The sequence below is a fragment of the Arthrobacter sp. 4R501 genome, from assembly GCF_002929755.1.
GTDB lineage: Bacteria > Actinomycetota > Actinomycetes > Actinomycetales > Micrococcaceae > Arthrobacter.
The window spans coordinates 111,845-125,425 of the sequence record NZ_PJIW01000010.1; the positions used below are offsets into that span (position 1 = coordinate 111,845).

The 13,581-nt window shown below is 65.0% G+C and carries 9 protein-coding genes and 2 tRNA genes; 8 read left to right on the forward strand and 3 right to left on the reverse strand.

Annotated features, from left to right (window positions below; translation table 11 throughout):
• The first annotated feature begins 32 nt into the window (after positions 1-32).
• The 3 genes from CXR02_RS11855 to CXR02_RS11865 all read left to right on the forward strand — a co-directional run bounded on the left by CXR02_RS11855 (position 33) and on the right by CXR02_RS11865 (position 3,533).
• Positions 33-2,168: an ATP-dependent DNA helicase UvrD2 gene (locus tag CXR02_RS11855; protein ID WP_104062172.1), complete on the forward strand. Its 2,136-nt coding sequence runs from the start codon at positions 33-35 to the stop codon at positions 2,166-2,168.
• Positions 2,165-2,776, forward strand: a complete 612-nt coding sequence (locus CXR02_RS11860; protein ID WP_104062173.1) for a M48 family metallopeptidase — start codon at positions 2,165-2,167, stop codon at positions 2,774-2,776. The genes CXR02_RS11855 and CXR02_RS11860 overlap by 4 nt, the downstream gene beginning before the upstream one ends.
• A 133-nt stretch (positions 2,777-2,909) precedes the next feature.
• The gene (locus CXR02_RS11865) at positions 2,910-3,533 is read left to right on the forward strand and encodes a dihydrofolate reductase family protein (protein ID WP_104062174.1); all 624 of its coding nucleotides are present in this window, start codon (positions 2,910-2,912) and stop codon (positions 3,531-3,533) included.
• Between the two features lie 225 nt (positions 3,534-3,758).
• Here the strand turns inward: CXR02_RS11865 and CXR02_RS11875 are convergent, their stop codons facing one another.
• Positions 3,759-5,180: a zinc-dependent metalloprotease gene (locus CXR02_RS11875; protein WP_104062175.1), complete on the reverse strand. Its 1,422-nt coding sequence runs from the start codon at positions 5,178-5,180 to the stop codon at positions 3,759-3,761.
• A gap of 296 nt (positions 5,181-5,476) precedes the next feature.
• Here CXR02_RS11875 and CXR02_RS11880 point away from each other — a divergent pair, with 296 nt between their 5' ends.
• The 5 genes from CXR02_RS11880 to CXR02_RS11900 all read left to right on the forward strand — a co-directional run bounded on the left by CXR02_RS11880 (position 5,477) and on the right by CXR02_RS11900 (position 11,090).
• Complete coding sequence (locus CXR02_RS11880; RefSeq protein ID WP_104062228.1) at positions 5,477-6,505, forward strand: PDZ domain-containing protein; 1,029 nt, start codon at positions 5,477-5,479, stop codon at positions 6,503-6,505.
• A 136-nt stretch (positions 6,506-6,641) separates the two neighbouring features.
• The gene (locus CXR02_RS11885; protein WP_104062176.1) at positions 6,642-9,650 is read left to right on the forward strand and encodes a UPF0182 family protein; all 3,009 of its coding nucleotides are present in this window, start codon (positions 6,642-6,644) and stop codon (positions 9,648-9,650) included.
• Between the two features lie 80 nt (positions 9,651-9,730).
• A tRNA-Met gene (locus CXR02_RS11890) sits at positions 9,731-9,804 on the forward strand.
• A 146-nt stretch (positions 9,805-9,950) separates the two neighbouring features.
• Positions 9,951-10,027 (forward strand) — tRNA-Met (locus tag CXR02_RS11895).
• Between the two features lie 130 nt (positions 10,028-10,157).
• Positions 10,158-11,090 (forward strand): cytochrome b/b6 domain-containing protein, encoded by a 933-nt coding sequence (locus tag CXR02_RS11900; protein ID WP_104062177.1) that lies wholly within the window; start codon positions 10,158-10,160, stop codon positions 11,088-11,090.
• Here CXR02_RS11900 and CXR02_RS11905 read toward each other — a convergent pair.
• Together CXR02_RS11905 and CXR02_RS11910 are read right to left on the reverse strand one after the other, a co-directional pair.
• Complete coding sequence (locus tag CXR02_RS11905) at positions 11,080-12,555, reverse strand: deoxyribodipyrimidine photo-lyase (protein ID WP_104062178.1); 1,476 nt, start codon at positions 12,553-12,555, stop codon at positions 11,080-11,082. The genes CXR02_RS11900 and CXR02_RS11905 overlap by 11 nt on opposite strands.
• Positions 12,556-12,685: 130 nt before the next feature.
• Positions 12,686-13,471: a PspA/IM30 family protein gene (locus CXR02_RS11910; protein WP_056343844.1), complete on the reverse strand. Its 786-nt coding sequence runs from the start codon at positions 13,469-13,471 to the stop codon at positions 12,686-12,688.
• Between the last annotated feature and the right edge of the window lie 110 nt (positions 13,472-13,581).

Genomic DNA, 13,581 nt, shown 5'->3' on the forward strand with positions numbered 1-13,581 from the left:
CACGTGGCAGTCGCGACAACAGAGCAGCAGAAGTGACCACAGAGAATTTTGACAGTGCAGAGTCCCTTGAGGAACGAATCCTTGGGGGACTTGACGCTGAACAGCGCGAGGTCGCCAGCACGCTGAACGGGCCGCTGTGCGTCCTTGCCGGTGCCGGCACCGGCAAGACCAGGGCCATTACGCACCGGATTGCCTATGGCGTGCACTCAGGGGTGTACAGCCCCCAGCGGCTCCTCGCCGTGACGTTCACGGCCCGGGCCGCCGCGGAAATGCGCAGCAGGCTGCGGGATCTCGGCGTGGGCAATGTCCAGGCGCGCACCTTCCACGCCGCCGCCTTGCGGCAGCTGCAGTTTTTCTGGCCGCAGGCGGTCGGCGGCACGCTGCCCAACCTGCTGGACCACAAGGCCCAGATGATCGCCGAAGCGTCCCGCCGCCTGCGGCTCAGCACTGACCGCGCGTCCATCCGGGACCTCGCCTCCGAGATTGAGTGGGCCAAGGTCTCCATGCTGACCCCGGCCAACTACCTGGAGAACGCACAGGGCAGGGGAACGCCCGGCGGGTTCGACCTCACCGCCGTCGCCCGGGTCTTCCAGTCCTATGAGGATGTCAAGACGGACCGCAACATCATTGATTTTGAGGACGTACTCCTGATCACGGTGGGGATCCTGCAGGAGGACCAGAAAGTCGCGGCCACCGTTCGTGAGCAATACCGGCATTTTGTGGTGGACGAGTACCAGGACGTTTCGCCGCTGCAGCAGCGCCTCCTGGAGCTGTGGCTGGGCGGGCGGGACGAGCTGTGCGTTGTGGGCGATGCGAGCCAGACGATCTACTCGTTTACCGGCGCTTCGCCCAAACACCTGCTGGGATTCAAGGCACAGTACCCTGAGGCCAATGTGGTGAAACTGATCCGGGATTACCGTTCCACGCCGCAGGTGGTCAAGCTGGCCAACGATCTCCTGGCCGCACGGCGCGGCGGCGGACCGGTGGCCGATGCTGCCTGGGCGGCTCCGCTGCAGCTGGTGGCGCAGCGGCCGGCGGGGCCTGTCCCACAGTTCACCGAGTGCTCCGACGATGAAGCCGAAGCCGCCACGGTCGCCATCAAGATCCAGGAGCTGCTCGACGCCGGCACTCCCGCCAGCCAGGTGGCTGTCCTTTTCCGCACCAACGGGCAGTCCCAGGCCTACGAACAGGCGCTCGCGGCGGCCGGCATCAGTTACCAGCTGCGCGGTGGTGAGCGGTTCTTTGCCCGCAAGGAAGTGCGCGACGCCATCCTTCAGCTGCGCGCGGCAACCAGGGCCGTCGCAGAAACGGCGACGCCGGAACCGCTCGGCCAGTTGGTCCGCGATATCGTGGCCTCGCTCGGCTACACGGACGCCCCGCCCCACAACGGCGGCGCGCTTCGCGAACGCTGGGAGTCCCTGGCAGCGCTGGTGGCGCTCGCGGACGAGCTGGTCCACGTCCGCGGCGAGCAGTTCAGTCTCAGTGACTTTGTTAATGAACTCCAGGAACGGTCGCTGGCGCAGCACGCTCCCACTGTCCAGGGCGTGACGCTTGCATCGCTGCACGCCGCGAAGGGCCTCGAATGGGACGCCGTGTTCCTGGTGGGCCTCTGCGAAGGCCTGATGCCCATTTCCTTCGCGGACACACCCGAATCCGTGGATGAGGAGCGCCGCCTGCTCTACGTGGGCATCACCCGCGCCCGCGAGCACCTGTCCCTCTCCTGGTCCACGGCACGGACACCGGGCGGCCGGGCCAACCGCAAACCCTCACGCTTCCTCGACGGGCTCCGGCCCAACTCGGTGGCCAGCTCCAGCGCCCGCGGAAAAGGGCCGGCGCCGCGCCGGAAATCGACGGCCCCCGCCACCTGCAGGGTCTGCGGGAGCATGCTGGCCAGCGGCGCCGAACGCAAGGTGGGCCGCTGCAACGACTGTCCTCCCAGCTACGAAGAACAGACATTCGATGCCCTTCGGCAATGGCGGAAGGAAATTGCACTGGCCGCCGAAGTGCCGGCATTTGTCGTCTTCACGGATGCCACGCTGACGGCCATCGCAGAGGCCAAACCGTCCACGCTGGAGGAACTGGCGGCACTGGCCGGCGTGGGTCCGTCCAAACTGGAACGCTACGGCGAAGACGTGCTGCGGGTGCTCGTCGAAAGCACCACCCTGTGACCCGCCGGCCGGCAGGACAGGACACCCTCCCCGTCACCACGGCGGACGGATCACCGGTTGAGGTGCGGCGGTCGGCCCGCCGGACCCGGACAGTGGCTGCCTTCTGGGAGAACGGGACAGCGGTGGTGGCCATTCCGGCCCGGTTCACCGCCGCGCAGGAGTCTGAATGGGTGCACCGCATGCTGGAGAAGCTGCACCGCCAGGGGGAGCGGCGCTCCCGCAAAGGAAGCAAACAGCCGGCCACTGACACTGCCCTGGCCGCCCACGCCGCAGCCCTTTCGGCCCGGTACTTCGGCGGCAGGGCAGTCCCGACGTCGGTCCGCTGGGTCAGCAACCAGAACTCGCGCTGGGGCTCCGCAACACCGTCGGAAGGATCCATCCGGCTCTCCGACAAGCTCCGGCGCATGCCGCCGTGGGTCATCGACTATGTCCTCCTGCATGAGCTCGCGCACCTGCTGGTGGCCGGGCACAACGCCGCGTTCTGGAAGCTGTTGGAGGCTTACCCCGAGACGATGCGGGCCAAGGCGTTCCTGGAAGGCGTCTCGTTCGCCACCTCACGGGGCCTGACCGCGGGCAGCAATGATTCAGAGCCGGGCGACGCCGACTAGAGAGTCTCTCCTAACCGTCGCCAGATGCTCGGGTCGAGCCGGGGAAATGGTTGCTTCGCAGGGGGACCATGTGTCAGCCTCGAAGTGATCCCGTCGCCGGGGCGACGACGGGCACCAGGGAAAAGAGTACGGCATGGGACTCATCCATATCGACCTGTTCACCACGCTCGACGGCGTCGCGCAGGCGCCCGGCGGGCCGGACGAGGATGCTGACGGCGGCTTCGCGTTTGGCGGCTGGCAGGCGCCCCTCCTAGATGAAGTCGTCGGCGAGCAGGTCGACTCCGGGATGGTGGGCATGGACGCGCTGCTGCTTGGGCGACGGACCTACGACATCTTCGCCGCGTACTGGCCGCACGCGGACGGGGGAATTGCGCGGCTGTTCAACCGCCTCCCGAAATACGTGGCCTCGCGCCAGTCGCCGGCCCTCAAGTGGGCCGACTCAACACTGCTGGGTCCTGATGTCGTCGCTGCCGTGCGCGAACTGCGCGACCGGCACGCGAACATCCACGTCATTGGCAGTCTCGACTTCGTGCAGACCCTGTTCGCCGAGCGGCTCTTTGACCGGCTCACGCTCTGGGTGTATCCGATCCTCCTCGGCGGTGGAAAGAAGGTTTTCGCCGGCGGGGTGGTTCCGACGAAGCTCAGACTCATCGAGCCGGTCGTCGCCTCACCGAAGGGTGCAGTGCTGCAGCGCTACGCGCTCGCCGATGGCACCCCTGGGGTCGGCGATATGTCTGCCAGCGGCCAGGAAAGTTAGGCTGAAGCTGCATTCCACGACATTGCGCCGCAACACACGCTAGGCGCCGTCGCTCGAATAATTCAGCTGTACCACGCCATCGCCGAACGTCTGTGTCCCTTCAAGCCAGGGTATTCCAGTGGGCCTGCGTGAGGGTCCGAGAAAAGACGAACCTGGGCATCTCGCGCCAGACCCCGGCGAACTCGACCATGGGCGGCGCGGCCACCGTCGTACGGTGTGGTCCGGTTAACCCTTGGGCTGCTCACCGTCGCCGGTGGGCTGGTCGCCGTCTTCACCGCCTTCGGAATCATCCTGCGGCGCGTTGTCGAAGCCGCCGCTCAGCAGCTTCTGCAGGGCGTCGTCCACTTCGCTGTCGCTGGCCTCGGCCAGCTGGCGGCGGCCACTGAACCCCTGCGGGTCGTCGAGGTCCTCGGCGGTGGGGAGGAGGTCCGGGTGCTGCCAGATGGCATCGCGTCCGGCAATGCCCCGTTCGTCCTTCAGCGTGGCCCACAGCGTGGCAGCCTCGCGCAGGCGGCGGGGGCGCAGTTCGAGTCCCACCAGGGAAGAAAAAGCGTGTTCCGCCGGACCGCCGGTGGCACGGCGTCGCCGGACTGTTTCCCGGAGCGCACCGGCGGAGGGCAGCAGTTTCTCTGTGGCCGAAGCGGTGAGCTCGTCCACCCAGCCTTCAACGAGGGCCAGGGCCGTCTCAAGTTTCTCAAGCGCCTGCTCCTGAGCAGGGGTCCGCTGCGGCATAAAGACACCCTGGGACAGCGCTTCCTGGATGCCTTCAGGGTTGCTGGGGTCCAGGTCGCGGGCCAGCTCTTCAATCCTGGAAGTGTCGATATGGATGCCGCGGGCGTAGGCCTCGATGGCGCCGAGCAGGTGGCCGCGCAGCCAGGGCACCTGGACAAACAGCCGTGAATGGGCTGCCTCGCGGACGGCCAGGAACAGCCGGATGTCGTTCTCCGGCAGGCCCAGGCCCTCGCCGAACTTCGACACGTTGGCTGGCAGGAGCGCCATTTCCAGGTCAGCCAGAGGAACACCGATGTCCGTGGAGCTGACAACCTCGGCGGACAGGGCACCGATCGCCTGCCCCAGCTGCATCCCAAAGATCGCGCCGCCCATGTTCTGCAGCATGGAAGAGGCCCCGCCCATCATGGACTTCATCTCTTCGGGCATCTGTTCGGTCATGGCGCTGGAGAGCGCGTTGGCGATGCTGTTGGCTACGGGCTCGGTCAGCCGCTTCCATGTTCCTAGGGTGGCTTCCACCCACTCGGCACGCGACCACGCACGGCCGATCAGGCCGGTGGCAGGAAGGTCGGTCACGGGATCGAGCCACAGTTCGGCCAGCCGCAGGGCCTCGTCGACTTCGCGGGTCTGCAGGGACGTGACGGACGGGTCGGCGCTGCTGGCGGCAACCCGGCGGGCGTTCTCGTGCGCGAGCTGCCAGTTGACGGGCCCTTCGGAAGGGGCGCTCATCATGGCCTGGACCTGTGAGAACATCTGGGCCAGGAGATTGGGGTCGTTCGGCAGGCCGGCTGCCTTTGCGAGTTCGGCGGGGTCGAAGTTTTCCATGCCCTTGCCGCCCATCAGGTTCTGCAGCATCTCGGTCAACGGATCCTTCGGCGTATCATCGCCGTTGGACGGATTGAGTGGGTTGGAGGTCATGATCCCGCCGATCGTCGGTGTGACTGTTCACTTCACGGTACCCCGGGCTGGGGCGGCTGTCTGCCGGACAGGCGTCACGTTCGCTGTAGGCAAAGAGCTGGCCGCGGGCGGCACCGCGTAGTGTTGATCCAGTGACTACAACCCGCGGCGATCATCCGCATGAGGACCACGCTCCAGAGCTCGACACCGGCACTACAGCGAGTGCCGCAGCGCCCGGATCGGGTGTAGCTGGCACCCCGCCAACAGGGCAGAATGCCCCCCGCAGCTCCCCGCCCGGGGACCGGCGGGTGTCCGTGATGATGCTTTCCGGCGTCCTGGCGCTGGGACTGGGGATCGCGGCCGTCACCGTACCGGTGCCCTATGTTGTGGAATCGCCCGGACCAACCTTCAACACCCTCGGCCAGAGTCAGGGCAGCCCCGTCATCAGCGTGACGGGCCACGAAACCTATCCCGCCAAGGGAAATCTGGACCTGACCACCGTTTATGTCGACGGCGGCCCCAACGGCCCGGTGAGCATCCTGGGTGCTTTCGCCGCCTGGCTGGACGGGTCCAAGTCCGTTCGCCCGGTGGAGATGCTTTACCCCAGCGGCACCACAAAGGAGGAGGCCGACGAACAGAGCTCCGTGGCCATGACCTCGTCGCAGGAGAATGCGGTGGCGTCAGCACTCAAGGAGCTCGACATACCTTTCGGCCAGCAGCTCCAGGCCGCGGGGCTCCCGGACGGTTCGCCGTCGGCGGGCAAGGTTGAAAACGGCGACATCTTCGAATCGATCAACGGCAAACCCATCACGTCGCTCGCCGTGGTGCAGGAGGAACTGGCCGCCGGCCAGGGAGCTCCGGCCACCCTGGTGGTGCAGCGCGCAGGGGAATCCGTCACACAGACCATCACCCCCATGAACAACGGTGCAGGCCGCTACATTCTCGGAGTCATGCTCAAGTACCTGTTCACGTTTCCGTTCGACGTGAAGATTTCACTGGACAAGGTTGGCGGACCCAGTGCCGGGCTGATGTTTGCGCTGGGCATCATCGACACCGTGACGCCGGGGGACCTGACCGGCGGCAAACATGTCGCCGGAACGGGGACCATTACCCCCGACGGTGCCGTAGGTCCCATCGGCGGCATCCGGCAGAAGATGCTGGGCGCGCGTGCCGGGGGAGCCACCGTATTCCTCGCCCCGGCGGAAAACTGCGACGAAGTTGTGGGCCATGTGCCGGAGGGACTGCAGGTGTTCAAAGTGGAGAACATCGCAGACGCGCGTCACGCCGTCGAACTCGCCGGATCCGGGCAGGACACGGGCGCTTTGCCGGTATGCGCCAGCAACTAGACTGAGGCCAGGAACTAAGCTTTACCGCCACTCGTGGCAGATATGACGGACGTTGCCACACGCTTGACCGGTGCCGGACGTCAACCGCACGCACGCTTCTCATGTAAACCTGACGACCAGCTATGAGGTACCGAGTTTGTCCCGTCCTACCAGCCCCATCCCGCCCGGAAGACCCCCCTCGCGACGCGGGGCCCTAACGCCCACGCTGATTGTTGTTGCCATCGCAGTGGTGGGCTTCATCTTCTTCGCCAATGTGTGGACTGACGTCCTCTGGTACCGGCAGCTCGGCTACTTCGAAGTGTTTGTGACAGAAAACCTCTCGCGGATCGGGATCTTCCTCGCCGGCTTCGCGCTTATGTTCCTGGCCGTCTTTTTTGCCATCCGGGTTGCCTACCACGCACGGCCCGTGTACGCGCCGGACTCCGAGATGCGCGACAACCTGAACCGCTACCAGGCCCAGCTTGAACCGGTCCGCCGCGTCGTTATGGTGGGCTTGCCCATCCTGTTCGGGCTGTTCGCGGGCAGCGCCGCGGCCAGCCAATGGCAGAAAGTGCTGTTGTTCTTCAACCAGGAACCGTTCGGCCAGAGCGATCCTGAGTTCGGCCTGGACATCAGCTTCTACCTCATGACTCTTCCGTTCCTGGGATTCGTCACCGGCTTCCTGATCAGCGTGGTTGTGGTGGCCGGCATCGCCGGAATCCTCACCCACTACCTCTACGGCAGCATCCGGCTGATGGAACGCGGCGTGTTCACCAGCCGCGCGGCACAGATCCACCTCGCGGTAACCGGCGCAGCCTTCCTGATCCTGCTCGGCGCAAACTTCTGGCTGGACCGCTACGCGGCCCTGCAGGGCAACGGCGGGCGCTGGGCCGGTGCGCTGTATACGGACGTGAACGCCGTGATCCCCACCAAGGCGATCCTCGCCGTGGCGGCGGGGCTCGTAGCCATACTCTTTATCATCGCGGCAGTTATCGGCCGCTGGCGTCTGCCGGTCATCGGCACGGCCATGCTGATCATCACCTCAATCCTGGCCGGCGGCGTTTACCCGTGGGTCATCCAGCAGTTCCAGGTGCGGCCTTCCGAGCAGACGTTGGAGAAGGAGTTCATCCAGCGCAACATTGAGATGACCCGGGCAGCCTATGGCCTGGACCAGATTCAGGTGGACCGCTATGACGCGACGAACACTGCCAGCACTGGGGCGCTGGCTCCGGACGCGCAGACCACCGCCAACATCAGGCTCTTGGACCCCAACCTGATCTCCGACGCGTTCTCCCAGCTGGAGCAGTACCGCCCGTACTACCAGTTCCCAGATGCACTGAATGTCGACCGATACGAGGTTGACGGCAAGATCCAGGACACCGTCATCGCCGTGCGCGAGCTGAACCCGACGAACGTTGCCACCAACCAGCAAGGTTGGCTCAACCAGCACGTCGTCTACACCCACGGCTACGGCGTTGTGGCGGCCAAGGGAAACAAATTCACCGTCGACGGCAAGCCGGAGTTCCTCCAGTCGGGCATCCCGTCCACCGGTGTCCTTGGCGATGACTCCACCTACGAGCCCCGGATCTACTTCGGCGAAGACTCCCCGGAGTACTCCATTGTGGGGGCGCCTGCGGGATCACCGCACCGCGAACAGGACAGGCCTTCCGGCAAGGAAGGGGACGGGGAAACCCAGTACACCTTCACCGGCAACGGCGGGCCCAACGTGGGCAGCTTCTTCAACAAGGTCCTTTACTCCATCAAGTTCCAGTCCTCGGACCTCCTGCTCTCCGACGGCGTCAACGCAGAGTCGCAGATCCTTTACGACCGCAGCCCGCGTGACCGCGTGGAAAAGGTTGCCCCGTACCTGACCGTTGACGGCAACGCCTACCCGGCCGTTGTTGACGGCCGCGTCAAGTGGATCGTGGACGGTTACACCACCAGCCAGTACTACCCGTACTCGCAGCAGGAGCAGCTCTCGGCTGCCACCGCGGACTCCCAGACCACGTCAGGCCGGACAGTTGCCCTGCCGAACAGCTCGGTGAACTACATCAGGAACTCCGTCAAAGCCACGGTCGACGCGTATGACGGCTCGGTGACCCTCTATGCGTGGGACGACCAGGACCCCGTACTGAAGGCCTGGCAGAAGGTTTTCCCCACATCCGTGAAGCCGTACTCCGAGATGTCCGGCGATGTCATGAGCCACGTCCGTTACCCGGAAGACCTGTTCAAGGTGCAGCGCGAGCTCCTGGGCCGCTACCACGTCACGGAACCAGTGAGCTTCTACAAGAGCGACGAAGTATGGAGCGTGCCGAACGATCCCACGGTGGATACGGAAGTCAAGCAGCCGCCGTTCTACATGTCACTGCAGATGCCTGACCAGGACAAGCCGGCCTTCCAGCTCACCTCGTCCTTCATCCCGCAGATCGTCAACGGCACTGCCCGGAACGTGCTCTACGGATTCCTGGCGGCCGACTCTGACGCCGGAAACGAAAAGGGCGTCAAGGCGGACAGCTACGGCAAGTTGAGGCTCCTGCAGATTCCGCCGGAAACACAGGTTCCCGGGCCAGGCCAGGCCCAGAACAAGTTCAACTCCGATCCCACGGTGTCCCAGGCTTTGAACCTTTTGAGGCAGGGTGCTTCAGAGGTGCTCAACGGCAACCTGCTGACTCTGCCTGTGGGCGGCGGCATCCTGTACGTCCAGCCGGTTTACCTCAAGTCGACCGGCGAGACGTCCTACCCCACCCTGCAGCGTGTGCTGGTGGCCTTCGGTGACAAGGTCGGCTTTGCGCCGACCCTCGACGGTGCCCTGAAGCAACTCTTCGGCGGCGATTCCGGCGCTGCCGCGGGCGACTCCGGCAACACCGGCCAGACCCCGCCTGTTCCTGGCACAACACCGCCGGTGAGTGCAGGTGCCCAGGCTGACCTGAAGGCCGCGCTGGATGAGGCCAACGCCGCCATCAAGGCGGGCCAGGCAGCCCTGGCGGCTGGCGACTTTGCAGCCTACGGGGAAGAGCAGAAGAAGCTCGCGGCGGCCCTGCAGAAGGCTATTGACGCCGAGGGCAAGATCCCGGCGCCGGCCCCTGAAGCCACGCCATCGCCCGGGGCGACACCGTCGCCGGAAGCTACACCGACGGCGACGCCCTCGCCGGCGGCCAGCAACTAAGGGGTTTGACCCAGCGAGACGCACATCACGCCACCAGGATTTGGCCTCCCGTTCACCGGACGGTAGAGTTGATCTTGCGACGCGGGGTGGAGCAGTTCGGTAGCTCGCTGGGCTCATAACCCAGAGGTCACAGGTTCAAATCCTGTCCCCGCAACTGGCGAAAAGTCCGGATTCTGGAAACAGAATCCGGACTTTTTGGTTTAAGCGGACCTGTCCCAGGCAGGCAACCTCGGCGTCGTGGGACCCTCAATCACGATTGGTTTTTACCTACTCCAAAGTACGGTAGTGTTGATCTTGCGACGCGGGGTGGAGCAGTTCGGTAGCTCGCTGGGCTCATAACCCAGAGGTCACAGGTTCAAATCCTGTCCCCGCAACCATGTAGAAGACCCCGACCGGCATGATGCCGGCCGGGGTCTTCTTTTGCCCGATTACACCTGGTTCCTAGTATTCTCGTTCGCAAAGCCATTTGAGCACCCGGTCAGTCATTCTCGAGAGGAATGTTGTTCGATGTCCACACCCACGAAGAAGCCCGGCTCCTCGACGAGCAAGCGGTCAAGACTCTACTGGGGTGTTCCTGCCGCGCTCGTAGTGCTGGTGCTCGTGGTGCTGCTGGCCAAGTGGATGACCGGCCTTCCTGCGGTGGCCTCGTTCCTGGCTGACTATCCGGGCCATTCGGAACTGCCTGACGGCGCGCCTGTGGGATTCCCGGCGTGGCTGGCCTGGCAGCACTTCCTGAACGGCTTCTTCCTGCTGCTCATCATCAGGACCGGCTGGCAGGTGCGGACCACCACGCGGCCGAGCGGCCACTGGACGCGCAACAACAAGGGCCTGATCAAGACCAAGAATGCGCCCACCAAGATCACCTTGGAGCTTTGGCTGCACCTGACGCTGGATGCGCTCTGGGTCCTCAACGGCCTGGTGTTTGCCATCCTGCTGTTCGCCACCGGCCAATGGATGCGGATCGTGCCCACGAGCTGGGACGTTATCCCCAATGCCCTCTCCGCAGCGCTTCAGTACGCCTCGTTGAACTGGCCCACCGACAACGGCTGGGTCAACTACAACGCGCTGCAGCTGCTGACGTATTTCGCCACGGTCTTCATCGCCGCACCACTTGCCTTCATCTCCGGTATTCGGACGTCCTCCGCCTGGCCCAAGAAGGCCACGGCTCTCAATAAGGCCTACCCCATTGAGCTCGCGCGGGCCATACACTTCCCGGTCATGATCTATTTCGTGGCGTTCATCGTGGTGCATGTCCTCCTGGTGCTCGCCACCGGTGCATTGCGGAACCTGAACCACATGTACGGCGGTAGCGACGACGCCGGCTGGTTCGGCTTCTGGGTCTTCGTCGCCTCGGTGGCTGCCATGGTGGCAGCCTGGTTCCTGGCACGTCCCCTCTTCCTTCGCCCCATCGCCTCCCTGATGGGCAAAGTCAGCCGCTAGTTTCCGGGCCGGTGACGCTGTCCTGGCCTTGCCGGTCCTCCCGAAGCCTCTGGTAGGTGGCCAGCGCACGCTCCCTGGACTCGGGGAGTCCCACCACGGGCGCGGGGTAGCCGTGGATATCGGGCTGCTTCCACGGTTCGTGGATGGCTCTGCGGTCCATGTGGGCGAGTTCCGGAATGAACTCGCGAAGGTACCGGCCGTCGGCGTCGAACTTCTTGCTCTGCGTGACGGGATTGAAGATCCGGAAGTACGGGGACGCATCGGCGCCCGAGCCTGCAACCCATTGCCAGTTGGCGGGGTTGCTGGCTGCATCGGCATCCACCAGGGTGTCCCAGAACCACGCCTCGCCCAGACGCCAGTCGGCCAGGAGATTCTTGACGAGGAATGACGCCGCCGCCATCCGGACCCGGTTATGCATCCAACCGGTCTGCCACAGCTGCCGCATCCCCGCATCCACCAGCGGATAGCCGGTCCGGCCCTGTTCCCACGCCTCCTGTTCCGCGGCGGTGGGCTGCTGCCATTCGAAGCGGTCGAAGTCGGGCCGGTAGTTTCGGGTAGCCAGCTGGGGATTGGCGTAAAGCAGTTGCCAGCAGAACTCCCGCCAGCCCAGCTCGGACCGGAAGATCCCGACGTCGGGCGTCGCCTCGCGGGGGAAGTGGCGGCGGAGCTCGTACCAGACCCGGAACGGGCTGATTTCACCAAAACGGAGGTGCGGGGACAGCCTGGAAGTGCCTTCCACACCGGGAATGTCCCGCCCAGTGCCGTAGTCCTGTGCGGGCCCGTCCAGGAAGTCCTCAAGCCTGCTGTGCGCTCCGGCTTCCCCGGGCTGCCAGGTCTCAGCCAGTCCGCCGCTCCAGTCCGGGGACACGGGCAGCAGCGACCACTCTGTCAGCTCGTCGCTGCAGGCCTGCTTCATCGAGCCGGCGACGGCGGGGGAGGGCAGGCGGCCCGGCGCATCCAGCGGCGGACGGGGCTCGCCGGACGCTGTGCAGGCCCGCCAATAAGGCGTGAACACCTTGTAGGGACCGCCGCTGCCGGTGGTGATGGTCCACGGCTCGAACAGCAGGTTGGCCTGGAAGCTGGCCGCTTCGATGCCGTCCTCCGCCGCCCAGGCCTTGATGTCCGCGTCCAGGGACCGCTCGGGACCGCCGTAGCGGCGGTTCCACAGCACGTGCTTTGCGCCGGTCTCCGCGGCCAGGTCCCGGATCACACGGCTGGCAGGTCCGCGCCTGAGGATGAGTGCGGAACCGGCCTCAGCAAGCGCCCCCGCCAACGAAGTCAGCGAGTGGTGCAGCCACCAGCGGGCCGCGCCTCCCAGGGGACGGATTCCCGGGGATTCCTCGTCGAGAATGTAGACCACTGTCAGCGGCAGGCCGAGTTCGACGGCGTGGGACAGGGCGGGGTTATCGTCCAGTCGAAGGTCATCACGGAGCCAGACGATGGAGGATACGACGGGGGAGACCATGGCCTCCACGCTACACATCGGCGACAGCAGCCGCACGGCCGTTTGCAGGTTTCTGTCCGGACATGCCAGGGGCCGGGGTTCGTGATGAACCCCGGCCCCGGGTGGCCCACTCAGCGGCGGACGCGGCTGGCTACAGCTTGTCGAAGTCGGCTTCGTCGACTGTGGACTCGGACCGGGTGCCGGAAGCGCCGATGGCCGGCTTGGCCCCGCCGGACTTCAGGGCTGCCAGGCGTGCTTCGATTTCCACCTGCTCGCCGAGGTCTTCCAGCTGGTTGAACTGGGCGTCCAGGCTCGACGCGGCAAGCTCCTGCTGTCCGCGGACCTTGGCCTCTTCGCGGCGGATTTTCTCTTCGAAGCGGCCAACTTCGCTCGTGGGATCCATGAAGTCGATGCTCTTAATGGCATCATGCACCTGGGACTGTGCCGCGGCCGTCTTGGAGCGCGCAACCAGCTCGTTGCGTTTGCTGGTGAGTTCGTTGAGCTTGCCCTTCATCTGGTCCAGGCCCGACTTGAGCTTGTCCACTACCTCGGTCTGCGAGGCGATGCTCGGCTCAGCACCCTTGGCTTCGCTTTCCGCGGACATCTGGCGCTGCAACGCTACCTTCGCGAGGTTGTCGAACTTCTCGGCGTCAACGCTGTCGCCGGCGCTGCGGTATTCGTCAGCCTTGCGTGACGCGGCGAGGGCCTTGTTGCCCCAGTCCTGGGCGTTCTTGATGTCCTCGCGGTAGTCATCCTGGAGCATACGCAGGTTGCCGATGGTCTGGGCTACGGCGGACTCAGCCTCCGCAATGTTATTGGTGTAGTCCCGGACCATCTGGTCCAGCATCTTCTGCGGATCCTCAGCGTTGTCCAGCAAGGTGTTGATGTTTGCCTTTGCCAGCTGTGCGATCCGGCCGAAAATGGACTGCTTAACCATGGTGTTACCTTTCGTCCTGCTCAATGGTGGCCACTGAGATCAGTGAACAGTTGTTGTAGCGCTTCTTTTCGCCTGCAGGTTGGTTCCTGTTGGCGACTAGCTTTGTCGGA